This is a genomic window from Leptothoe sp. EHU-05/26/07-4, from assembly GCF_043421015.1.
GTDB lineage: Bacteria > Cyanobacteriota > Cyanobacteriia > Phormidesmidales > Phormidesmidaceae > Leptothoe > Leptothoe turfae.
Genome location: NZ_JAXSQV010000003.1, coordinates 279,227 through 300,331, shown reverse-complemented (window position 1 = coordinate 300,331; position 21,105 = coordinate 279,227). Strand labels below are relative to the sequence as shown.

The 21,105-nt window shown below is 46.6% G+C and carries 27 protein-coding genes; 18 read left to right on the top strand and 9 right to left on the bottom strand.

Annotation, left to right across the window (positions count from 1 at the left end; genetic code table 11):
* Positions 1–70 precede the first annotated feature (70 nt).
* Both U2F10_RS09095 and U2F10_RS09090 read right to left on the bottom strand, forming a co-directional pair.
* Complete coding sequence (locus U2F10_RS09095; protein WP_499866430.1) at positions 71–478, bottom strand: DUF1499 domain-containing protein; 408 nt, start codon at positions 476–478, stop codon at positions 71–73.
* A 75-nt stretch (positions 479–553) separates the two neighbouring features.
* Positions 554–853 (bottom strand): hypothetical protein, encoded by a 300-nt coding sequence (locus tag U2F10_RS09090; protein WP_006514030.1) that lies wholly within the window; start codon positions 851–853, stop codon positions 554–556.
* Positions 854–1,288: 435 nt separating this feature from the next.
* Between U2F10_RS09090 and U2F10_RS09085 the strand changes: the two genes are divergently transcribed.
* Positions 1,289–1,546, top strand: coding sequence for a DUF4160 domain-containing protein (locus U2F10_RS09085; protein WP_163703371.1), 258 nt, complete (start codon positions 1,289–1,291; stop codon positions 1,544–1,546).
* Entirely contained in the window at positions 1,506–1,832 is a 327-nt protein-coding gene (locus tag U2F10_RS09080; RefSeq protein WP_499058505.1) for a DUF2442 domain-containing protein, read from the top strand. The genes U2F10_RS09085 and U2F10_RS09080 overlap by 41 nt, the downstream gene beginning before the upstream one ends.
* Before the next feature lie 29 nt (positions 1,833–1,861).
* Here the strand turns inward: U2F10_RS09080 and U2F10_RS09075 are convergent, their stop codons facing one another.
* Positions 1,862–2,263 carry a hypothetical protein gene (locus tag U2F10_RS09075; RefSeq protein WP_499871800.1) on the bottom strand — a complete coding sequence of 134 codons (402 nt, stop codon included), beginning with the start codon at positions 2,261–2,263 and terminating at the stop codon, positions 1,862–1,864.
* Between the two features lie 82 nt (positions 2,264–2,345).
* Here U2F10_RS09075 and U2F10_RS09070 point away from each other — a divergent pair, with 82 nt between their 5' ends.
* The 8 genes from U2F10_RS09070 to U2F10_RS09035 all read left to right on the top strand — a co-directional run bounded on the left by U2F10_RS09070 (position 2,346) and on the right by U2F10_RS09035 (position 9,171).
* Positions 2,346–2,618 carry a helix-turn-helix domain-containing protein gene (locus U2F10_RS09070; protein ID WP_499871798.1) on the top strand — a complete coding sequence of 91 codons (273 nt, stop codon included), beginning with the start codon at positions 2,346–2,348 and terminating at the stop codon, positions 2,616–2,618.
* On the top strand, positions 2,587–2,751 hold the full coding sequence (locus U2F10_RS09065) for a helix-turn-helix domain-containing protein (RefSeq protein ID WP_499871797.1): 165 nt from the start codon (positions 2,587–2,589) through the stop codon (positions 2,749–2,751). Before U2F10_RS09070 ends, U2F10_RS09065 begins: the two co-directional genes overlap by 32 nt.
* 44 nt (positions 2,752–2,795) lie before the next feature.
* Positions 2,796–5,621, top strand: coding sequence for a tetratricopeptide repeat protein (locus tag U2F10_RS09060; RefSeq protein ID WP_499871795.1), 2,826 nt, complete (start codon positions 2,796–2,798; stop codon positions 5,619–5,621).
* A gap of 522 nt (positions 5,622–6,143) precedes the next feature.
* Positions 6,144–6,278 carry a hypothetical protein gene (locus U2F10_RS09055; RefSeq protein WP_284681982.1) on the top strand — a complete coding sequence of 45 codons (135 nt, stop codon included), beginning with the start codon at positions 6,144–6,146 and terminating at the stop codon, positions 6,276–6,278.
* Positions 6,279–6,601: 323 nt separating this feature from the next.
* Positions 6,602–7,006, top strand: coding sequence for a DUF8631 domain-containing protein (locus U2F10_RS09050; RefSeq protein ID WP_163664092.1), 405 nt, complete (start codon positions 6,602–6,604; stop codon positions 7,004–7,006).
* A gap of 333 nt (positions 7,007–7,339) precedes the next feature.
* Positions 7,340–7,525, top strand: a complete 186-nt coding sequence (locus U2F10_RS09045) for a TLTLP motif-containing protein (protein WP_006514021.1) — start codon at positions 7,340–7,342, stop codon at positions 7,523–7,525.
* 104 nt (positions 7,526–7,629) lie between these two features.
* Positions 7,630–8,139 (top strand): inorganic diphosphatase, encoded by a 510-nt coding sequence (locus U2F10_RS09040; protein WP_163664090.1) that lies wholly within the window; start codon positions 7,630–7,632, stop codon positions 8,137–8,139.
* Positions 8,140–8,295: 156 nt separating this feature from the next.
* On the top strand, positions 8,296–9,171 hold the full coding sequence (locus U2F10_RS09035) for an MBL fold metallo-hydrolase (RefSeq protein WP_348917943.1): 876 nt from the start codon (positions 8,296–8,298) through the stop codon (positions 9,169–9,171).
* 3 nt (positions 9,172–9,174) lie between these two features.
* Here the strand turns inward: U2F10_RS09035 and rbp are convergent, their stop codons facing one another.
* Positions 9,175–9,471 carry an RNA-binding regulator gene (gene rbp / locus U2F10_RS09030; protein ID WP_006514018.1) on the bottom strand — a complete coding sequence of 99 codons (297 nt, stop codon included), beginning with the start codon at positions 9,469–9,471 and terminating at the stop codon, positions 9,175–9,177.
* 303 nt (positions 9,472–9,774) lie between these two features.
* On the opposite strand from rbp, the gene U2F10_RS09025 reads away from it, so the two are divergent.
* On the top strand, positions 9,775–9,972 hold the full coding sequence (locus U2F10_RS09025; protein ID WP_006514017.1) for a hypothetical protein: 198 nt from the start codon (positions 9,775–9,777) through the stop codon (positions 9,970–9,972).
* 239 nt (positions 9,973–10,211) lie between these two features.
* On the top strand, positions 10,212–11,078 hold the full coding sequence (cas6, locus tag U2F10_RS09020) for a CRISPR-associated endoribonuclease Cas6 (RefSeq protein WP_499871794.1): 867 nt from the start codon (positions 10,212–10,214) through the stop codon (positions 11,076–11,078).
* On the opposite strand, the gene U2F10_RS09015 is transcribed toward cas6, so the two are convergent.
* Positions 11,062–11,745, bottom strand: coding sequence for a hypothetical protein (locus tag U2F10_RS09015; RefSeq protein WP_499058546.1), 684 nt, complete (start codon positions 11,743–11,745; stop codon positions 11,062–11,064). The genes cas6 and U2F10_RS09015 overlap by 17 nt on opposite strands.
* Before the next feature lie 246 nt (positions 11,746–11,991).
* Here U2F10_RS09015 and U2F10_RS09010 point away from each other — a divergent pair, with 246 nt between their 5' ends.
* Complete coding sequence (locus U2F10_RS09010) at positions 11,992–13,287, top strand: DNA methyltransferase (RefSeq protein WP_499058547.1); 1,296 nt, start codon at positions 11,992–11,994, stop codon at positions 13,285–13,287.
* A 160-nt stretch (positions 13,288–13,447) separates the two neighbouring features.
* Here U2F10_RS09010 and U2F10_RS09005 read toward each other — a convergent pair whose 3' ends face one another.
* From U2F10_RS09005 to U2F10_RS08995, 3 genes are all read right to left on the bottom strand, one after another.
* A complete protein-coding gene (locus tag U2F10_RS09005) occupies positions 13,448–14,128 on the bottom strand; it encodes a phosphoribosyltransferase (RefSeq protein ID WP_499871792.1) in 681 nt (226 codons plus the stop codon).
* A gap of 30 nt (positions 14,129–14,158) precedes the next feature.
* Positions 14,159–14,692 (bottom strand): CBS domain-containing protein, encoded by a 534-nt coding sequence (locus tag U2F10_RS09000; RefSeq protein WP_163664082.1) that lies wholly within the window; start codon positions 14,690–14,692, stop codon positions 14,159–14,161.
* Between the two features lie 189 nt (positions 14,693–14,881).
* The gene (locus U2F10_RS08995; RefSeq protein ID WP_163664075.1) at positions 14,882–16,480 is read right to left on the bottom strand and encodes a DUF6930 domain-containing protein; all 1,599 of its coding nucleotides are present in this window, start codon (positions 16,478–16,480) and stop codon (positions 14,882–14,884) included.
* Between the two features lie 200 nt (positions 16,481–16,680).
* Between U2F10_RS08995 and U2F10_RS08990 the strand changes: the two genes are divergently transcribed.
* From U2F10_RS08990 to U2F10_RS08975, 4 genes are all read left to right on the top strand, one after another.
* Positions 16,681–17,034: a HesB/IscA family protein gene (locus U2F10_RS08990; protein WP_006514010.1), complete on the top strand. Its 354-nt coding sequence runs from the start codon at positions 16,681–16,683 to the stop codon at positions 17,032–17,034.
* A gap of 39 nt (positions 17,035–17,073) precedes the next feature.
* Positions 17,074–17,496 carry a tetratricopeptide repeat protein gene (locus tag U2F10_RS08985; RefSeq protein ID WP_163664073.1) on the top strand — a complete coding sequence of 141 codons (423 nt, stop codon included), beginning with the start codon at positions 17,074–17,076 and terminating at the stop codon, positions 17,494–17,496.
* 317 nt (positions 17,497–17,813) lie between these two features.
* The gene (locus U2F10_RS08980; RefSeq protein ID WP_006514008.1) at positions 17,814–18,008 is read left to right on the top strand and encodes a hypothetical protein; all 195 of its coding nucleotides are present in this window, start codon (positions 17,814–17,816) and stop codon (positions 18,006–18,008) included.
* 370 nt (positions 18,009–18,378) lie between these two features.
* Positions 18,379–18,624: a DUF8620 family protein gene (locus U2F10_RS08975; protein ID WP_163664070.1), complete on the top strand. Its 246-nt coding sequence runs from the start codon at positions 18,379–18,381 to the stop codon at positions 18,622–18,624.
* A gap of 56 nt (positions 18,625–18,680) precedes the next feature.
* Here U2F10_RS08975 and U2F10_RS08970 read toward each other — a convergent pair whose 3' ends face one another.
* Positions 18,681–20,057: a gluconeogenesis factor YvcK family protein gene (locus U2F10_RS08970; RefSeq protein ID WP_163664068.1), complete on the bottom strand. Its 1,377-nt coding sequence runs from the start codon at positions 20,055–20,057 to the stop codon at positions 18,681–18,683.
* Positions 20,058–20,146: 89 nt separating this feature from the next.
* On the opposite strand from U2F10_RS08970, the gene U2F10_RS08965 reads away from it, so the two are divergent.
* On the top strand, positions 20,147–20,977 hold the full coding sequence (locus tag U2F10_RS08965; RefSeq protein ID WP_163664066.1) for an ABC transporter ATP-binding protein: 831 nt from the start codon (positions 20,147–20,149) through the stop codon (positions 20,975–20,977).
* Positions 20,978–21,105 lie beyond the last annotated feature (128 nt).

Genomic DNA, 21,105 nt, shown 5'->3' with positions numbered 1-21,105 from the left:
ATTGTTGCACCTAGGAGAATGAGAATTCCAGGATCTATACCTGTAGAGGCGTTCCATAGGTGCCTGGGAATTAATTATCCGTTTGAAATTTTTCTCGGATGGTTTCGGCTCGTTTGCGATTGACACCTAGATCTGACTTGCCTAATCGGGCGGCTGACCGAACATGGATCAGACCAGAATCGACATAAAATTCCATGTCATCGACAAAGCCCATGAGCTTACTGGCAAATTCAGCGTAGAGATAATTGTCAGTGGCTTCGTTGATTTGGGAGCGTTCCATCCCTTCGATGATGATTTTGAGTTTTGCGATCGCATCCCCAGGTGCTTTATCAGTGGCAATCGGTTCAATAAAGTGCTCCTGATCGCTAGCATCAGTTTGACTGCTGACGCAGTTAGGAGTGCCGGGGCAGGTCAAGAGCTTGCCCTGCTTAACACCTAGATTATCGGGACGTTTGCCTGAGAATGAAAAGAGAGGCATAGAAAACACCCTTGAGCGCAACTTTGGCTTAAAGTTTAGCTTCATTATGGCTAGCCGCAGCCAATATCTTCATGGCTACAGTGCTTCCACTTCAGTCAATAATCCTTCAACAAATTTTTCAACATTCTCCAGCAGATCCATTTCCCCTAGGGCCTGCCATTCGTCCGGGGTGTATTGTCCGTCATTGCCAATTACGTCTTGTACCCAATGGGCCAGGTTACCGGTATCGTGAAATAACTCCTGGGCTTTGCTATGGGCGTTGCCATCTATTTTGGCGGCCAAGCAAACTTTTAATAGCTGGCCTAGGCGGTTTTCTGGTGTGGTGGATAGGAGAACGGTAATGGCAGTGGTGACGGCTGCTTGATTGGGAGTCATGGTTGTTGGTCCAAAAATATGACAAGTTAGGCGGTCGAGCAAATTAATATATCCCACGCCAATTTATCTACGTTCAAGAGTTGCCGATATAAAGCAGGAAAATTGTGTGTTGGTGTTGAAGCATCCAGTCTGGAACGCTACCCGTCAGTGCCCTCTTAAGCGAAGCCGAAGGGGGCACTGACTTTTCTACAGGGTTTTGGTGTATGAAATCGATAACTTCACAGGCGGCTAGGAGATCGACAATTTTGGGTAGGTCTGAGTGTTGGATGGATTTGTGTTTGTAGTTTTGCAGCATGGTAGACCACCGCTGAAGTGCACGGGGGGTTCTACATTTCTAAGCCCTTGGTTTTCTAACAGGCCAGTGCCTGCTTGCAATGTACCTCTAGCAATGTGCGATATTTACTCAATGCTGATGTCTCGATCAAGTAAACGTAAATGGTCACCATTGCCCGGTTACGCGGAATGGATTTACTGATTTATTCAAATGATCACAACCCCGCTCATGCCCATGTTCGCAAAGGTGGTGAATGGACGCTCAAGATAGAACTGGGCAAAGAAGGGTGTGCATCTAAAATTAAGGAGGACGCTTATTCTGAACTCGTTGCTGCTAAGTGGCGCAAACTGGCTATTAAGCTCGTTGAGGATAATCTAGATGACTGTTGGGATACCTGGAAGCGATTTCATAACGATTGAGAAAAGTCGTTTGACTCCCCTTGAGTTGTGGGCATTTACTACTGATGAGCCGTTGGTGAAATCTATCGAGTTTGATGAGGAACACCGGGTTTACAAGGCTGTTTTACGGGACGGGCGTCATGTTGAGTTTTCCTTAGAGCTTTTTGCTGAGCTGAAGGATGCGACGGGTGAACAGCTTCATGATGTTGTTGCGGTAAATATGGGCTCTGTGTTGCAGTGGTCTGAGTTAGACGTGCATTATTCTGTCAGCGGATTGTTAATGGATATGCAGGTTGGTAAGGGTTAAATGAAATCCAAATAAGGGTGGTTTGGGTATCAAAAACTTGTGGTTTGGTTTATGAATTCTCGCTGGGTATATCGTAAGACGTCACCCGGATCAGGCCGGATGATAACGCCTGCTTCGGAGAGTTGAATGGGTTGACTCCAGATGATGCGTTCGAGGTAACCCAACAGATGTAGGCGATCAATGGCTTGCTGGGTATCGGTTGGTGAACCTACCAGATAGTAACGTAGGCGATGGCGATGGGGGGCATTTTCCATGGGGATATTGTCAGTGTCAAAGGTCATGAGGAATGGGCTTTGGGGGATGAGATATTGCAATGTGGCAAGGTATTGTTCGGCATCGGTGCGGCGTTGAAATCGAGCAACGGCAATGTGCTGAAAATTGGGCAGGCGACGATAGATCACCCACGGACGTGGTGAGTCGTAGAGTTGCATGATGGCGGTAGAATAAGGCACACGAGTAAAACAGCCCAGCTTAGGTTCGGCTGCTTACAAGCGTTTGATTGCATACGCCATTATGGCGTGCCATTTTGTCTTAATGAAAAAAGACAGGCGGCCCCAGGAAAGTCAATCTCCCATTGAGGTATTGCGCATTCAGCGTACGGAATTATCACAGGTTGAATTTGCTGTTAAGTGTGGTATTCCTCTACGTACGTATCAGCGCTGGGTGTCTGGACAGACTGAGGCGAAATTGACTCCACCACAATGGAAGGCGCTAATGATGCTTTTGGATGTTCAATCTATAGAAGATATCCCTGATGATTTTGCTGAGGCCGATGAATCAGCTTAGGTATGTACAGGTTTCAGGCGAATCGCCGCTTAAAAAACTTCGAGAAGAGTTGAATATGTCCCGGGAGGGGTTTGCACGGCAGATTGGTACGTCTGGCCGAACCATTAGTCGTTGGGAAAGAGGCCTTCTTTAATTGGAATTGGGCCATAATCTGGGAAAGTGCAGCAGTTAAGGCCAATGGTAGAGGATATTTTCTTAGCGCGAACCGAGGAGCAGCAGCAGTTTCGTCGGATGCTACAGGCGATGTTACCGAAGGGACTGCAGAAGCATTTTCCAACGTTTTCGAAGCCGTTTGCAAAATTAAATCCTGCATCAGAGGATGATTCCCGCCCAGCGATCCTGCTGTTTTATGGGGCAGGGGGTATGGGAAAAACGTCGCTGGTGCGACGGTTGCGAAAACTAGTGACTGATGAGTTTAAGGGCCAGGTTAATACTCTATTTCTGGATTGGGAGAATGAGCAGAAACTGACCTTGGATTTGCAGGTGGGGCATGACTTTATTGAACCGAAGACGGTGCTGAATTTGCTACATCGTACTTTGGTAAAGGCGGGGTGGGGTAATGACCTGAAAGGCTATGGGAAAACTTTGCAGGCATTGCGAGATACAGAGTCGAAGGTGGAGGATGCGCTAAAGGCATCTCAGGCGACGAGTGACCTATCGGACAAGGTGAGTAAGCTAGGGGTCAAAGGATTGGCCTCTTTAATTCGGTTATGTACAGGATCTGGGGCTATTGATCAAGAGAAATTGGCAGCCACACTGGATACGACATTTCAGGTGGGGGCAGAGGGGCTGTATCAGGCGCGGCGATTTGTGCAAAAATCCCTGACTCCGAAGGAATATGAGATTTATGAACAGCCGAATGAGCGACTGGCGGAGGCGTTAGGAAAAGGCATAGCGATGCTGGCGGAGAAAAAGCCGCTGGTGTTATTGTTTGATACCTATGAGATTGTGGATCGGCCTGAGTGTGACTACATGTTGCGACGAGTGATCCATGAGAGTGGTGGGCGTACCCAGTGGGTGATTGCGGGGCGGTCGAATTTGGCGGACAGTGGCCAGCGGGGGAGTTTGTACTTTCGGGGGTATAAGCGAGACTTTGCGGAAACGCAGCTGTATGCGAAATCGCTGAGTGAGTTTGGCCTGGATTTGATTCAGGAATACTTTGCGGAGGTGGAGCCGAAGCGACCGCTGAGCGGACAGGATGCGGATGCGGTGACGCGGTTTAGTTTAGGTATTCCGTTTGTGATTCGGCAGGCGGCGGTGATGTATCGGGAAGGGAAACCCCTGGCAGAAATTATTGCTCCGGTGGAGAAAGCACCCTTGGGTAGTGATATTTCTGCTTATGATCGGGTGGTGACGGAAACCAGCGAGCGGTTTTTGATGCACTGTTTTAGTGCCAAGGAACGGGAAAAGGATTTACAGGCAATCTATGCGTTAGCGCTGATGCGACGTCCGGATGCGGGGCTGTTGCGGGCGATGTTAGACGAGACGGATCTGGAGCGGCGGTTGCAAACTTTGCGAGAGCGATATTCGTTTATTTTGGTGGAGCAACTGCGACTGGATGAAAAGCTAAATCGGTTTTTGCAAGGGTATTTGCTGAGCGATCTACGGTGCACTAGTGAGCGGTTACAGCGGTTGAATGAGAATGCTCTGACATGGTTAGAGTTGGCGTTAGAGGAAAAAACACAGGGCATTACCGACACGGCGGACAAGCTGGATGATGAAGCGATTGCGGAGTTGGTATTGGATTTGGCTCATCACAGCCTATGGAAAGGTGAGGACTATGGCTGGCGGTATTTGGTGCCGCGATTTGTGGAGGGGTGGCAATACAACCGTCCCTGGACCCGAAGTTTACTGGAGGTGGCAGAGTATTTTAAGGCAGTAACCGGAAAAGAGAATAAAAAACGATTAGGACAGTATGGAGCAGTGCTGGCAGGTGTACCAGATGAGGAGGCGTTGACCAGGGTTTTGGATGATTTGAAAACTTTGAAAAAGCGAGGCTGGTGGGATAGGGCAGAACTCAGCAGCATTTTGCTATTGAAGCAGGGGCAGCTTTTGCATAAGCAAGGAAAACACAAGGAAGCTTTGAGCGTGAGCAATCAAGCAGCAAGAACACTGCCTATAACAGTGGTGCAGCTGAAAAAAGACCTGGCTAAAATCTTAGAGAACATTGGCTATGCGTTTTGTTTGGTTAAACGCAGAATTGTACCCTCACAGGAGGGAAAAGATGCCTTATTAAAAGCAGTGCAATTAGCTCCTTACAACGGAGGATATCTGATTGCTTTGGGGTTTGCTCAACATGGGCTCAATCAGAATGAACAAGCTGTTGAAAATGTTTTGAAAGGAATAGATTTAGAGGGAGAGAAAAACTACTCACTAAATATTCTTGGCAATATTTATCTTAACCTGAAGCATTACGACGAAGCAATCTCAGCCTATGAGAAAATAATAAACATTAATCCAAGCTATGCTTCAGCTCACACTAACTTAGGTAACGTTTATAGTGACCTAGAGCGTTATGACGAAGCAATCTCGGCCTATGAGAAAGCGATAGAATTAGACCCTGACGGCACACATTCTCGCAACAACTTAGGCTTCGTATATCTGTTGTTGCGAGAATATACCAAAGCAATGGCAGTATATAAAAAAGCGATAGAACTAGACCATAATGATGCTTATCTCTACAGCGGGCTGGGATTAGCTCACGCCCTAAAAAATCAAATGGGTGAAGCTCATGCAGCCTGGAAGATGGCTCTGCCTTTATTTGAAAACATTGACTGGGATAATTTCCTGAAAGCACTTTACACCTTAGCTCTGGGAAATCGAGAGCTTGCATTTAAGCAGCTTGAGCAACTTTTTCAATCCAACACCCACCCTAAAGCCATCGACGACGTTCTTATAGATGCCAACATTCTGAGCCAATGTCCAATGCTTCCAGAGGGGCTACACGAGTTCATTAACCAAATCAGAGCTAAGAAATCAGAACTCGAAAACCAACCTGACTAGTTGCGTACACCGCAGCCAATCAAAAACTCAAAACCATCTAAATTCAATAACTTTAGAGGTACCTAAAAGGACTATGGACTAAAAATGGACTAAATTTCGAGAGCTATTTTTAGGTCAAAACATCCTTTAAAGTCTGCCGCACCCCTAGGATACCCCTATCCAATCTATAGCTGGGAATTGCAGTATTTGCGATCGCAATCGACACAAATAACCTGTAGTTTATGGCAACATTCCCAAAAAAGTGACCTAAGTTTACTGCGTCTCTATCACCTTCAAGAGATAGATTCACAATCATAGGCATCTTTCGTGTCTTAAAATAAGACTCACTGACTTAATGTGAGTCTTGAGATTGCGATCTTGATCTTGCCTTGAGACAAAGCGTTTCTTACAAATATGACCGCTGCAATAGCATTAAACTATCCAACCTAAAAATAGGCTGCCATCAATGCAAGTACAGTCGAGTCAGGCACCTATGACTATTTCACTGAGGCTATTGTTGGTGAGTCAGAGGTGGTGGGGTATGTGCCATTGCCCAACGAGGTTTACAACCTGGCTTTTGATCACTTTACTGATAAGCGCATCGGCACAGCTTTTGGTGGAGAAGCACCCACTAGTCTGACAATTGAGGCGTTAGTCAAAGTAGAACGAGAGTTTTAGGCAGCTTGAATCGGCAGTTAAATCACACACTCTGTTGACATCCTGACACAACTCCAATGGGGTAGCTGGGAGCAGGAGAGGTGCGATCGCAAATTAAATCTCAAAACAAGACTATATAACTTCAAAACAAGACCAATGTAAAGACTCTGAATCTCAAATTAAGACTTTCATGTAGCCCCACCATCACATGTTGCAAAAAGCTAGGCAGTCAAGCCCATGAACACTAAGAACCACTCATTGTCTTAAAAATAGACCCTAAGTATTGACATGAGGCTCAATATGCGTAGAGTGTGTCTAGCCATAAAACAAAGATTGGTTTCCCCATGTCCGACATAACCAATGCATTAGACAGTGTCACTACAGCCATTAATACCCTCGAGCCCCACGTTTCCGTCGAAGCTGACACCCATAACCTCATGAGTGTGGAATCAGTGCAAAAGGTGCTAAACCGTTCCCGAGCATCGGTTTATCGCTATGCCAACACCGATGCTCTAATTCTTAATCCCCCATTTGACCATAAGCGTCTTAACCCTGAATCAAGACATCATAAAGAAGAGCCGCTGATGTTCCATCCCAACGAAGTAGCCCGCTTTGCTCAAGATGTTTTAGGGATTAAACAGGTCACCATTGAAATTAGCCAACCAGCAGAAACCATTACCCATCAACTTCTACGCCAGGTACTGGCTGAACTGAAGGTGATTCGAGAGCTGATAGAACAAAGCCATTAGACTGCCCCATAGTGTTGGACAAGCCATGAACTTGGATACGGCTTATACTTTATATTTTAAGCTGCGTCTAGATCCACAAACCAGTGCTAACCTTGGATCAAGTGAGCATTGTCAAGATTTGCATTTTGACATATACCGGCAGGAATTTAGCATGGCCCCGTTGATGTTTACCCTAGTGGATGTCGGCAGTTAGCACCCATCACAAACTACTCCTTTATGAACAGACCACCATAGGGTCACTTAACATCTTTAAATTCATACCCTCCAAGGCCTATACGTCAATGAGAGCAACGTATACCTTAGTTTTTTATCATTTTTTGCATATCCTCCAGCATGGAATCTGCCAGTCAGTTAGAGTCTAATTCTGAACCCCCTCATAGTCCACTTGTAGAACTACTAGGTACTTTTATTGCCTTAGCAACCCTGACATTGCCCCTATTTACGGTAACTTATTTTTCATCAATACCCATCGATACCCTGAATGGTTTACCTTACTCGGCAATACAAACAAACGAATAAGATCTAACCACTCCGTGGGTGCTGTCTCCCTTTTCTCCTAAAATGCTATCGGGATAGACGGTTTACGTTTATCCCGACTGCTCATTACTAGTTGGAGAAGTATCGTGGATTTATCTCGTATTCCTGCTCAGCCTAAGCCAGGTCTGATCAACGTATTGATCGAGATTACAGGCGGCAGCAAGAATAAGTATGAGTTTGATAAGGATATCAATGCATTTGCCCTAGATCGCGTCCTTTTCTCGTCTGTTCAGTATCCCTATGACTACGGTTTTGTACCCAACACATTAGCTGATGATGGCGATCCCCTAGATGGCATGGTCATCATGGATGAACCCACATTCCCTGGATGTGTGATCGCAGCTAGACCTATCGGTATGCTCGAAATGATCGACGGTGGCGATCGTGACGAGAAAATTTTATGTGTTCCTGACAAAGATCCTCGTTATGCAGGTGTTAAAACTCTAGATGACATTGCATCTCATCGTTTAGATGAAATTGCAGAATTCTTTAAAACCTACAAAAACTTGGAGAAGAAAGTAACCGAAATCTTGGGTTGGAAAGGCCTGGATGAGGTGCAACCTCTTGTAGAAAAGTGTATTGCTGCTGCTAAGTAGTCCGGTATGGAGCTAGTAATCTCCGAATAGTGGATTAAGCATTATAGGGATACATCACCGTATAAAATGTGTCCCTATAATGCCTACTAGTATCCTTGAGGTTACAGGGGACAACCAACCTTACATGAGCATGCGTACAGTTTGGGGATACACACCGTGAGTGTATCTGCCTATATGTCAGGCACAGAAAGCACACTACAATTTCAATCGGGCCTCTTGATTAAATTTTGGGGGGTGCGTGGCAGCGTACCAACACCAGGTGCAGCCACAGCCTTCTACGGAGGCAATACATCCTGTATTGAGGTTTTGGCCGATCAACAGCGTTTTATTTTTGATGGTGGCACCGGTCTTAGGGTGCTAGGTGAAACCTTATATCAAACGTCAGTGCCTGTGGAAGGCCATCTGTTTTTTACCCACACCCAATGGGATCGCATTCAAGGATTTCCATTTTTTTTACCAGCCTTTGAAGCGGGCAATCACTTTCATATCTATGGTGGAATAGCTGCTAATGGGGCTTCCATCAAACAGTGTTTAACAACACAGATGCTTAAACCAGGGTTTTCGCTTCCCCTACACACCATGCGGGCTAATCTCACATTCCATGACATTACCCCTGGTGAAACCCTGCAAATTGGCAATGTTCAAATTGAGCCCATCGGCTTAAATGTTGACAATAATGCCCTTGGATACCGACTGAATTATCAGGACAAGTCGGTGGTATATGCCACAGATACTGATTATGAGCATCTTGACGAAAACCTACTATTTCTAGCCCATCACGCAGATTTACTCATCTACGATGGCCTATATATAGATATGTGCGATCAGATCCAAATTCCGTCTTCCCAGAAACCATGGCAAGCGGCCATTAACCTGGCCCAGGCAGCCCAGGTCAAACGACTTGCCATGGTTCATTATGGTCCTCGCCAAACTGATGCCATGTTAAAGGCCTTCGCACATCAGCTTAAAGATGTTGAGCCTCAAGTTTTGCTGGCCCATGAAGGGATGGTGATCAGTTTGGCGAAAAACTAAACATTAAAGAGGGTTACGGGAAAAGTTACTGTTGCGGCTGGGGCGGCGGCTGTCATCACCTTTGGGTTTAGCCTTATTCACCCGTAGCTCACGTCCAAGCCACTCGGCACCATCTAATTCGGCAATGGCCAAATCTTCTTCCTCATCTTTGACCATGTTGATAAAGGCAAAGCCACGACGTTTACCAGTTTCACGGTCAACAGGCAGTGTAATGCGGGCCACTTCACCGTACTCGACAAATACATCCCTAATATCATCTTCTGTGGCTTGGAATGACAGATTTCCAACGTAAATAGTCACGATTACTCTCCGATGCTTACGTGCTCAGCTGCTCTCAAATGCTTGGTAGTAAACAGCCTACTCGGGTGATATCATACCGCACAGCTTTTCGTTCAGAGTGCGCAAACGGTGTTTTTTCATCTTCAAATTATTAATTTCTCACGTTCTCATAGCTGGGCTCAGGCTTCATGTTTCTAAAACTAGTTGTGTCGAACTACCAAGATTCATCAATTATTTTCGGCTAACTCATCAGTGATCCTAGATTGACACAACATACTTGGGTATTCGCCGATATTGCTACCCGGCGGATAAGGAGAGCCCATCATGCACACATTTGAAGTGTTCGTCGATATTAAAGAATGTGCTGGGAAAAATCATGCCAGCAATCGTATTATGGCGACTCGCTATGAAATAGATGCCAGTGGTCGCACAGATGCCCACGACACTGCACTATTTAAAGCAGGGCAAGAATATCCTAAAGCAACTGAATATGACATTCGGATCACTCGTCTTCTTAAGTAAACGGTAAAACTCAAGGTTTCAGCCGGTGCTTAGGTCGATCATGCCCCAAGCATCTTTATCCATATATGGTCTATAGTCTGCTGTGTCCCAGTCTGGTCGTAGAACTAGACTGGGATTATTTGTTTTGGGGCTTGCCGAGCTATAGTGAACACCCTGACTTCCCCGACGATAACTGTCCTGGACATCACTATTACATCTAGAAGAAAGGGATATCTACCACGGCCAAGAGCCCCAACGGCATGCCAGAAAGTCTAGTGATTAATCTAGTTGCGGAATCAACTATCCCGTTCCAATATCTTCGAGGGTATCATCTACACCGATTGTTTTTAGCCCTCATTAGTGCCGTTGATGTAGACCTGAGTCAAACGCTACAAGCATATAGTTATCGAGCGTTTGCTTTGAGTCCGTTACAGATGGCGTCTCAACCTCAAACCACGTCAGCCCGCAACCTTAAATTTTTACTCCCGCGTCAGCAGTTAGAAACCACTACATTTCAATATGCGAATAGTTCAATGCCCGCCGGATCTCACTGCTGGTGGCGGATTGCTCTACTAGATGATGGGCTGTTTAAGCACATCAGCTCACGATTGGAACAGGTAGCTGCCCGTAAACCTTGGTATCTTGGACCTGCGCGGTTACACATCACAAATTTTGCACCGGCCAATATTCCAGAATGGACCAGCCATATTAGTTATCAACAACTGTATAAGCAAGCGTCTGACAGTAACCGTCACTTGACGTTTCAGCTCATTACACCTGCGGTTTTTCGCCAGGGAGAACAAGAGTCTCCACTACCCACACGCGATGCTGTTTTTCACGGTTTGCGCAAGTGCTGGAATCGCTACAGTGGACTGGTATTCGCCCCTGACACCATTACCCTCATTGTTGCAAAAACCTTTGATTTGCGTACGGTCACAGTGTCCATTGGTGGTAATAAAATAATTATTGGCTGCCTCGGTGATTTAACATTTCAAATTTCAGGTACAGCGGATCCGTTGATTATTAAGCGTATCAACGCGCTGACGAACTTTAGCCGTTACTGTGGTATTGGCAATAAAACATTTCTCGGTCTGGGTATGGTACGAGCGATCACGGCGACCAAATAAACTGCTCAATGGTGTGGGCTAACCGTCGCAGGTCAAACTTATCCAACCGTTCCATAGAGTTACGAGAAACAATCCTGCGACCAATTTCAGCAATGGGTAATCCGTGGGGAACATCAATGAAAGACCAATCAACGGCAGTGCGTCGACCCAGATGATAGCGAACGGTCTTAGATAGCAGCTGAATGGGGCGGGCACCCGTTTGAATCAGCACCTGATCTGACCAGCCATTGACATGGATAATTGTATTGGCTGGGGACGACACTCGGATGATCATCACGTAGTTCAAACGCCATAACCCCACTCGCTGACGATACACTTGCACTTGCTCAATGTGGCTGAGGTGATAGTGATTAACCCGTCGCTGACGTTTTCGACCCCGAGGAATTTCGTGGACAATGGTGAACCGATTAAACGCTTTGTTGAATATACAGGTGGCTACCTCAGGATAGAGTGTTGGCACAAAGGGCTCTACCAAGATCAATAAAATGCCTGCTGCCATCAACACCACCCACAGCAATGGCGCTTGACAATAACCTAGCCAGACCACACTAACTAAGCTAAGTGACCCCAGTCGTGCCAGATTCGTAACGCTTCCGGCAATGTGATGACGCCCTAAATTTGAGAAGCGCAATACTAACTCACGCTTATTGTGTCGAAGCTGTCTCACGTGATTTGGTTGACATCCTTAGAATGCCAAATTACACCAATACATTCAGCCGAGCTCTATGCGACACTTTGTTATACCCGTCATAATAATTCATTTGTACTGAAAGACAACATCCGTTATACTGCCCCTGGTCCATATTTGAATAAGGTATCAAACTCTTAGTCCAACACTTACGCTGATCTGCGCTGAATTTAAAGTCTTTATATTTTGCATGGGGCCAAGCCAAGCGTTTTATCACAGTTACTAATGGCATCTCTTACGTTGTCTGACTCAGATCTTTTAGACCTTGAACTTGGTCGTAAAGCCCGTAACCAACTGAGCTCTAAGGATAGAGCTATACATAACTGGTATCGGTTTGTCTTGTCTTTTCCGCCTCACTTAGTGAGACATTATTTACATCGACTGCAAGCGACTGAACAAACTGTTGTTTTAGATCCGTTCTCTGGAACAGGAACCACTGTCGTTGAAGCGAAAAAACTGGGTCTACCTGCCGTTGGGCTAGAAGCAAATCCAATGGCGCATTTTGCATCCTCTGTAAAACTAGATTGGTCACCGCTACCGGAGCATTTGTCCCAAACCGCTGAGGTGATTGCGGCAGCCGTGCGGGAAGAGTTCGAGCTATTACCAAATCTTGCCCCAAGCTTATCTCCAGAAGCAGCTGGCTTATTGTTTAAAGATGCCATTAGTCCCCGTCCGCTCCAAAAAGTTCTGACGTTGTTAGGGCATATTGATCGAGACCGTTCTAGCGTCGCTTGGCGACATTACCGCCTTGCCTTAGCGAACTCAGCGGTATTTGCGAGCAATCTACGATTTGCTCCGGAGGTGAGTGTTTCCCGCAAACACAAGTCCGATGCTCAGGTGGTTGCTCATTGGTTACAACAGGTCAACATAATGGTCCAGGATTTGAGTGCTTTAGGGAATGCATTTTCACCAACCCAGTCTGCTGTTGTGCATTTGGGGGATGCCCGTCAGCCCCATCGTCATATTGCGCCCAACTCGGTTGATGTGGTGATCACATCACCTCCCTATCCCAATGAAAAAGACTATACCCGGACTACCCGTCTAGAGTCAGTACTCCTGGGATTTTTGGAAAATAAGGCTGGTTTGCAAGCAATTAAGCATGAACTGGTGCGGTCTAATAGCCGTTGTGTCTATCGTGATGACGATGATGATCGATGGATTCAAAACTATCCTCAGATTTTAGAGATTGCCGATACCATCAATCGACGACGGGAAGAACTGGGTAAAACGAGTGGGTTTTCTCGACTGTATGCGCGGGCAACAACGCTTTATTTTGGTGGGATGGCCTGTCATCTGGCTAATTTGCGATCGCGACTCCGTCCCAATGCCCGATTAGCCTACGTTGTTGGGGACCAGGCATCCTACCTACAGGTGCATATCCCCACGGGCTCCCTGCTCGCCCACATTGCTCAAGATCTCGGTTATGAACTGATGGGTATCGACCTTTTCCGCACAAGACGTGCGTCTAAGACCGAAGTAGATCTTAGAGAAGAAGTTGTTTTGCTCCGTTGGCCCGGTTAAAACATCTCTTTGGGCGCATGTTATACGTAGCTGTTGCACAACATATCACCTGCCCAAAAGCTTGCTTTAATGGTGTTGTACAGCCTGATATAAACATTGTTGTTAGTCGCCGAAATCTTTTTAATTCAAGAGTTTAGTTGGATCTCTCTAAATTCAGACTTTACCCTGGTAGATTGTGCGCAACAGTCAAGTGATCCAGTAAAGTACAAACCTGTTCATCCGTGACCTGCTCAAAATTGTCATACCACAGCCCAATGGCAAACAGACGGTTGGGAATACACAAACACACCAGCCGATCTACCTGCTTTTTAAGTTGTTGGTATGCATTTTGAGAGGCAATGGGTACAGCTACAATCAACTGCCTTGGATATTGAGATCGCACCCCCATCACCGCCGCCCGCATAGTTGCCCCAGTGGCTAACCCATCGTCAACCAAAACAACAATGCGATCATAGACATTGACTTTAGGGCGATTACCGCGATACACCTGTTCTCGGCGTTGTAACTCTTGCTGCTCCTTGGCCGTAATCTCTTCAAGCTGCTGTTTAGTAATTCCCAACCAGCGGACAACGTCATAGTTAATCACCCGTGAACCATTTGCGGCAATGGCTCCGATGGCATGTTCCTTATTATCGGGATCTCCTAACTTGCGTACCAAACAAAGATCCAGGGTTAGGTTGAGGGTGCGGGCAATCTCGTAGGCCACGGGCACCCCACCCCGTGGCAGGGCTAACACTAAAACATCCGCACGATTGGCGTAGGCTTGGAGCTGTAGCGCTAGTTTCTGGCCTGCCTCGGTGCGATCTCGAAATCGAGTGTTCATGCTTTTTCCCATAGCCATTACCCCTACTCCACGATAGGTACACCCCCATTAAACCGAAGTAACCGTCTGGGGTTTCATGGTTTCAAGTACTTGCCAGGCGATGTCACATTCTTGTTGAATCTGAGCATCTTCATCATCAATGATTCGAGCATGCTGTAACGCTGTTTGTACTCGTTGGGAGAGTTCATCTCGAGACAGGGCACCTGGGTGTCCTTTCATCAGCATGTCCGTCAATGAAATAATGCCCAGTAGCTGGTCATCCTCAATTACCGGAGCTCGATGCACACCTGTGGCTGAGAAAATTTGGGCCGCTTCCTGTAACGTGGCATTCATGGGCATGCGGATACAAGGACGTCGCATTACATTGCTAACCCGAGTAAAGTGTGGAGAGCTGCCCTTAGCGATCACCTTATAGATAATATCTCTCTCAGTTACAATCCCATAGGGACCCTGACCTTCAGCCTCTTCTACAATTAGCGATCGCACGCGCTTAGTCCGCATCAGCCAAATTGCATTTTCTACCGTTGCCGAACTGCGAATGACAATCACAGGCTTGGTCATAATGTCTTTCACAAATAGCATGTCGTCCTCCCTGAACAATGACTCCGCCGTCCATAGTTCCTCCCATACCTTTTGTAGGTAAAGAATCTGAGGAATTTATGAAGGGGGATCGTAGTGCATCACGTTCAAGATTTACAGACTACTAGATGTGCATCCGTTTTCAGGGTTGAGTTTTGAAGATTGAATGGCGACACTGACGTATACCCCACATTATTCCAAGGCATAGCTCAAGACTAGGGGCTCTAAATTGAGGGCTTCAGGGGGACAAAAATTAACTTCTAAAAAGGCCACAACATCTTTTTCCTGGGGATTTCCCCGATTTCGTCCCGTCACCCCTGCCGCAATCATAACGCCGCAGCAACCATGACTTTTGATTTGCTGTTGATGCCATTTATCTAGGGCAGTGCGATGTTGACCATCGCTCACGTCATATTCATGGAATAGGTGGAAACTATTATCACCAGCTTGCCAAATACCCAATTGAAATGTGAGCTGACTAAACGGATCATGACCAGGATTGAAACACATGGACTTAATCCCGCCGATTAACTCGATGTGCTCAACCAGGGCCATGGCTTTAGGGCGAGATGTTTGAACAATTACCACAGGCCAAGCGGCTTTTTTGGCGCTAGCTTTAACGCTAGCAACAGGCTGATAGTACATGTTTCCAGTGCGCAGTTGCTTGAGGCGGTCTGGAGGTAGCTTGGTCAGTAAAATCAGAGCGCCATCAGGGACAAGATCATCGTGCAAGATAGGACCACTGGCAAAATTCTCTCCTAGATCCAACATGTCCTCAGTTTCTGCCATCAAATTAGTCGAAACCTCTGGCAGTGACTTCACGTTTACCGTGCATTGTTTAGGATGGCTGCCTTCCATAGGGTTAGGCACTCGGAAGGTTTTTTCAATGGGCTCTAAAACATTAAGGGGATCGGGCGCTTTTTTAAAAAAGCGATGCAGGGCCTCTAATGCCACGATCAACGTAGCGGCCTCCGCCTCATCTAGTTCATGGCGCATCCCTTCAAGGGGGTGGATACTGCCAAATTCATAGTCATCAGGTTCTGGCTGGCGGGGGCGTTCGACAACGTAGTTTAGAAAAAAGCAGTCCTGCGTCAGAAAAATTTGCTGTAGATCCTGGGGAGACATAGACATGGGTAAATCGGCGCTGATGCTATCGCAATCCAGAACGCGCTCACGAAATTGCAATAGTGAATCCAAATTGCGATAAAACAGCAAACCATAGTCCACATCGGCCATGCCTAAAATAGACACATACAGCGTATCCACATCCCATTGATTTAACTCAATCGCCAGTAGTTCCTGCTCACTAAGTTGATACCAAGGCGCTTCATGCCACAACGCCAGCGCTTTTTGACGAAGACTCTCGCTGTAATTTGCCGGCAAAGAGGAGGACGGTACGGAGAAGTGGGACAACACATGATCAAAAATTTCGTCTACCCAAGGCAGCTTAGCCCCATAGACAACATCGATCTCTAAATCCTGAAGCACACCCCGCAAAAAAAACTGTAACTCTCGATCGTTGACAACAACTCTCTGGGGACGGCTTGGTTCAGCAGGTCCTTGGGGATGTTCTATCGCCTGCAGTAAACTCCGCGCTACGGCGTCATACCCACTATTGGCAGAGATCAGATCTACACTGCGTACATACCCCTGATTGCCATCAATCCACAAAATACAGTCACGCTCATCTTCCTGGGCTTCAGGCATAGAAAAACGTCCCCCCTCCCAAACACTATCCGTTTGGGGTAGCTTTTGAATACGACGGCGGGTAAACGGGCTCAGTGGAGGCATAAATATGGGTATATAAACAGCCTCTATTGTGGAGAAGAATCAAACCATTGGCTATGTCCCGATAGATTTGTTCAACTATTGAGGGTAATAAACGTGGCTGTATTCAATGATTGCCATTGAAGCTAGAAAAGCGCTCTATCAGTCCCTGAAGCTACACTATATAAGTATTAACGGCAGAATTTTAGTTAACCACACGACCCATGACCCAAGCTACTCAATCGCAACAGGGAATCATGATGACTGAGGCGGCTCTCTCCCACCTCCTCGCGTTAAAAGAGAAACAGGGAAATGACCTGTGTCTGCGAGTCGGGGTACGTCAGGGAGGCTGCTCTGGCATGTCTTATATGATGGACTTTGAAACCCTTGGCAATCTTGGCGAGCACGACGAAGTGTTTGACTATGAAGGCTTCAAGGTTATCTGTGATAAAAAGAGCATGCTCTATCTCTACGGACTGGTGCTCGACTATAGCGATGCCCTCATCGGTGGTGGCTTTCAATTTACGAATCCCAACGCTGACCAAACCTGTGGCTGTGGCAAGTCGTTTAGTGCCTAAGGCGGCTTAAAATGGGAAGGTTTTCGATAAAAACTTCCCATGAGCCAAACCATTGATGAACTGTTTGAAGAGGGGTTGAACCGCTACCAGGCAGGTGAAAGTGTCGATACTCTGATTCCTATGTTCAAGGAACTTAGCGCACAGGCACCCAAAAATAGTGCTATCTACACATGCCTGTCATGGCTCTATTTACTGGCGGAGAAACCTACTGCTGCCTATAAAGCTGCTCAGAAAGCCATTAAGATCACACCTCAAGACCCTCAAGCCCATATCAACATTGCGATCGCAATTCTTGATAGCGGTCGTAAAGGAGTACGGGAACATATCGAATTAGCAACTCAACTTGTGATGTCAGTTGAGGAGGTTCAAGACGATATACGGCAGAATTTTAAAGAAGGATTAACTAGAAAACCCGATTGGGCCAGTCTTAAAAAAGTAGAAAACTGGATTTTCAATAGCTGAAACCCCTGTTTGTAAAGGGCATGTGGCGTCAACGTACGATCCACTTGGGATACTTTAAGGGTTTACAGAAATTTATGAATTTTTGTTTTTTTGCCCTAAAAACATCAGGCGCTACCCCCCTTAACAAACGTCGGGTAGTGGGTGTTCGTTAGCTTTTTGTAAGGGTTGCGGGGCAATGATCCCCGCTTTTTTTTGCATTTTTTTGAGGTCAGATAACTTAACGCTCGGAATAAAAAGGAACTGATAAGCTTAAGAAAAGATTCCAATAAGATTTTCTTTTTGTTGGAACTCACCCCGTTGCAAGGAGTCTTAAAAAAATGGATAAGCATGCTGTAGAAGTTAAGCCTGAAACTAGAAACCACAAGGGGTTCTTTGTTCAGGATGGGCCCTATGAATTGATGGGAATCGAAAAGTCTGGTTGGGCTTTAATTTGTATCGATGATTCAGTTTGCCACTACGTTGATCCTGACAATTTAAAAGCTTCTCAAGGACTTGATGTTGATGCTGTGTAGGGCTTTACCCCTCATCCCTTCTGTTGTTCACCGTCGGTAAAACTCAGCTTCTACAGTATGGCTATCCTGATTGGATCAGCCATATTTTTTTGTCTTTTTGCGATGCCAATTTCAAGGTCAATGTGCATCTTAAATATGACTAATAAGAGGCTGGTACTTGACTGTTTCGGTGTTTGTTAGAGTGTTAAGAGTTTCCTTTTTAAGACATTAAACTTTACTGAAAAATGTCATCATATTTGCTATCTCCGGGCGATCTACTGATGACTTTGGGGCAAATATTCAGTCAAGTTTGCTCCGATTGTGCTCGATTAATTGCCCTTTAGGGTTGATAATCTGACCTATTAGACCGTAAGTCGCTTTTGTTGTCTGAATGAAAGATCGCTTAATCAACTGGTTAAATACAGCATTAACCATCAACCTTTTCTTTGTGCTGCTCAGTTTTGGGTGGTTTGTAGTGTCCTTAGCAGGCAAAGCTGCCCACATTAATTTGGGGTTCGACATCTGGTACAGCCTGTGGGACCCCCTATTTATGCCCTCCATTGGTATTTTGATGGCAGGGGCCATCGCCATCGGTGTGATTAACTGGGTATCAAATCGTTTTTTTGCTAAGGGATAATTATGTGGAGACGTTCCATGGAACGTCTCCACATAATTGTTTGACCTACATAATGATCAATAAACCCTGGCGTGCCAACGCATGAGCACCTTAGCCAGTCGTGGTGGGTCGTGGCGAATGGTGCCTTTTTCGGTTTCATGCATGACATTGGCGATGACAATGCGGCGACCTGAAGCGATGACGGCATCTCGATCAAACACCACTCGCTCTGCCCCCTCTTTGCGATAACGCTCTAGTGCCGCTGTCGAGGGTGAACGTTTTTGCACAAGGACAGCATCAAATAACCGGCGACCGCAGGCTCGGTCAATGGCACGAATATGCTCAGAAACACTGTAATCGTCGGTTTCACCGGGTTCGGTCATGATATTGCACACATATACACGGGGGACCTGGGCAGATGCGATCGCATCTGCAATATCGGGCAACAGTAGATTCGGCACAATGCTGGTATAAAGGCTACCTGGGCCAATGATGATATAGTCAGCTTCCTTAATTGCTTCGATGGCTTTAGGCAGAGCTGGTGGCGCAGATGGAGTACAGCCAATATTGACGATGCGGCCCCGCGCCTTCGTAATATTCGACTCTCCCTCAATCCGCCGTCCATCGCTGAGTTCTGCCCACAGCTTGACATCGCTGAGGGTGGAAGGCAGCACTTTACCCCGTACCGCCAGTACCTGGGAACTGGCCTCAATGGCCTTTTCCCAGTCGCCAGTTATTTCGTTCATGGCGGCCAAAAACAGGTTGCCAAAACTGTGGCCGCTGAGACCGCTGCCGCTGCTAAAGCGATATTGAAAAAGTTCAGTGACCAGTTTTTCTTGATCGGCCAGGGCGGCCAGACAGTTGCGAATATCGCCAGGGGGCAGACCGCCCATTTCCCGCCGTAGTCGCCCCGATGAACCGCCGTCATCTGCCACGGTCACAATGGCAGTGATATTAGCGCTGTAACGTTTTAACCCGCGTAGCATGGTAGATAAGCCCGTTCCACCGCCAACAACCACAATGCGGGGACCGCGATTGAGTTTACGATGGGATGCGATCGCATCCCATAGGCTACTTTCCTGGCTGCCCGGTAGCAAAACTTCCGTAATTGACCCCAGGGTACGACTTTGCCCCCAAATAATTAGGGATAATCCAAAGATGATGGCCAGCGGTCCACTAATGTATCGGGGTATCAGCTGAGTGATCGTACGCAGTACCGTAGATACAAATCGAACGGTCAAAAAGACGGGGGTTAATCTTAACCAAATCATGGCCCCTAGACCCACCAGGAGCACCCCCACTGTGCTTAGAAACAGCCAGCGTTTGACTAAAAGACCCGGTAGAAGCCAGCGTACCCAGCGCTTGTTCACTGGGGTTAAATCCTTTGTTTCTTGCCAAACAAATCGGATATTACGCTTTAAAAACTTCCTAATTGAACCGATCCACAAGAGCATAGGCTTATCTCTCACGCCCTTTTTATAACCTTGGGTTATCTTGTCATAAGCTGTCCCCAGCTCGTTAGCGAGTTATAGCAACCACCGCCATGTCTGTCCCAGAACCTAACGCGATTGTTCCCCAGTCTCCCTGCGGAGGGGATACCCCAATTCTTGAACTCAAGGGTATTTCTAAACGATTTGGTAGCAATCAGGTACTTGACAATGTTGACCTAACTGTTGAGCCCGGTGAAGCCGTCGCCCTCATCGGCCCATCAGGTACGGGAAAATCGACTATTTTGCGTATCATTGCGGGGTTGCTCGCTGCTGACAATGGCGATGTTTTTGTGGCTGGCCAGCAGCGCCACGGGTTGATTGAAGATGCGACAAACGATCCGGTCAATATTGGCATGGTGTTTCAACAGGCAGCCCTGTTTGATTCATTGACAGTACAGGAAAATGTCGGGTTTTCCTTATATCAAAACTCTGATTTAGCAGAGCGTGAGATTAATGAACTGACTAAACATGCCCTGGAGATGGTGGGGCTACCGAACATTTGCGATCGCTACCCAGCCGAACTCTCAGGCGGTATGCGCAAGCGAGTAAGCTTTGCCCGCGCCGTCATCAATAATCCCCGTGAGGCCGAAGAAAAGCCAACGGTTTTGCTCTATGACGAACCAACTGCCGGATTAGATCCCATTGCTTCAACGGTGATTGAAGATTTAATTCGTGACATCCATGGCAACCGGGGCTGTAGCACTTATTTAATTGTCACTCACCAGGACAGCACAATTCGTCGCACCGCCGATCGTGTCGTTATGCTGCACAAAGGCTCCATTCAGTGGATGGGACCTGTTGAAGACATTGACTCTACCCCTAACCCCTATGTCCGACAGTTTTTTAGTGCCGCCATCGACGGCCCGATTCGAGTTACCAATTGATTCTGTTAAATGTAGCGAAATTGAAACCGCGCATTTCCCTGGATCAGAACAATATTTCTGAATATGGGACAACTTTCTAGATATAGACGAGGTTTAGACTCCCCTTTATAATTTTCCCCAGGGTGTAC

What these genes read in the sequence shown, in the direction of transcription:
- U2F10_RS09095 (WP_499866430.1), bottom strand. Translation starts at nt 478, where the DNA reads ATGCCTCTCTTTTCATTCTCAGGCAAACGTCCCGATAATCTAGGTGTT.
- U2F10_RS09090 (WP_006514030.1), bottom strand. Translation starts at nt 853, where the DNA reads ATGACTCCCAATCAAGCAGCCGTCACCACTGCCATTACCGTTCTCCTA.
- U2F10_RS09085 (WP_163703371.1), top strand. Translation starts at nt 1,289, where the DNA reads ATGGTCACCATTGCCCGGTTACGCGGAATGGATTTACTGATTTATTCA.
- U2F10_RS09080 (WP_499058505.1), top strand. Translation starts at nt 1,506, where the DNA reads ATGACTGTTGGGATACCTGGAAGCGATTTCATAACGATTGAGAAAAGT.
- U2F10_RS09075 (WP_499871800.1), bottom strand. Translation starts at nt 2,263, where the DNA reads ATGCAACTCTACGACTCACCACGTCCGTGGGTGATCTATCGTCGCCTG.
- U2F10_RS09070 (WP_499871798.1), top strand. Translation starts at nt 2,346, where the DNA reads ATGGCGTGCCATTTTGTCTTAATGAAAAAAGACAGGCGGCCCCAGGAA.
- U2F10_RS09065 (WP_499871797.1), top strand. Translation starts at nt 2,587, where the DNA reads ATGATTTTGCTGAGGCCGATGAATCAGCTTAGGTATGTACAGGTTTCA.
- U2F10_RS09060 (WP_499871795.1), top strand. Translation starts at nt 2,796, where the DNA reads ATGGTAGAGGATATTTTCTTAGCGCGAACCGAGGAGCAGCAGCAGTTT.
- U2F10_RS09050 (WP_163664092.1), top strand. Translation starts at nt 6,602, where the DNA reads ATGTCCGACATAACCAATGCATTAGACAGTGTCACTACAGCCATTAAT.
- U2F10_RS09045 (WP_006514021.1), top strand. Translation starts at nt 7,340, where the DNA reads ATGGAATCTGCCAGTCAGTTAGAGTCTAATTCTGAACCCCCTCATAGT.
- U2F10_RS09025 (WP_006514017.1), top strand. Translation starts at nt 9,775, where the DNA reads ATGCACACATTTGAAGTGTTCGTCGATATTAAAGAATGTGCTGGGAAA.
- cas6 (WP_499871794.1), top strand. Translation starts at nt 10,212, where the DNA reads ATGCCAGAAAGTCTAGTGATTAATCTAGTTGCGGAATCAACTATCCCG.
- U2F10_RS09010 (WP_499058547.1), top strand. Translation starts at nt 11,992, where the DNA reads ATGGCATCTCTTACGTTGTCTGACTCAGATCTTTTAGACCTTGAACTT.
- U2F10_RS09005 (WP_499871792.1), bottom strand. Translation starts at nt 14,128, where the DNA reads ATGGCTATGGGAAAAAGCATGAACACTCGATTTCGAGATCGCACCGAG.
- U2F10_RS09000 (WP_163664082.1), bottom strand. Translation starts at nt 14,692, where the DNA reads ATGCTATTTGTGAAAGACATTATGACCAAGCCTGTGATTGTCATTCGC.
- U2F10_RS08995 (WP_163664075.1), bottom strand. Translation starts at nt 16,480, where the DNA reads ATGCCTCCACTGAGCCCGTTTACCCGCCGTCGTATTCAAAAGCTACCC.
- U2F10_RS08990 (WP_006514010.1), top strand. Translation starts at nt 16,681, where the DNA reads ATGACCCAAGCTACTCAATCGCAACAGGGAATCATGATGACTGAGGCG.
- U2F10_RS08985 (WP_163664073.1), top strand. Translation starts at nt 17,074, where the DNA reads ATGAGCCAAACCATTGATGAACTGTTTGAAGAGGGGTTGAACCGCTAC.
- U2F10_RS08980 (WP_006514008.1), top strand. Translation starts at nt 17,814, where the DNA reads ATGGATAAGCATGCTGTAGAAGTTAAGCCTGAAACTAGAAACCACAAG.
- U2F10_RS08975 (WP_163664070.1), top strand. Translation starts at nt 18,379, where the DNA reads ATGAAAGATCGCTTAATCAACTGGTTAAATACAGCATTAACCATCAAC.
- U2F10_RS08970 (WP_163664068.1), bottom strand. Translation starts at nt 20,057, where the DNA reads ATGCTCTTGTGGATCGGTTCAATTAGGAAGTTTTTAAAGCGTAATATC.
- U2F10_RS08965 (WP_163664066.1), top strand. Translation starts at nt 20,147, where the DNA reads ATGTCTGTCCCAGAACCTAACGCGATTGTTCCCCAGTCTCCCTGCGGA.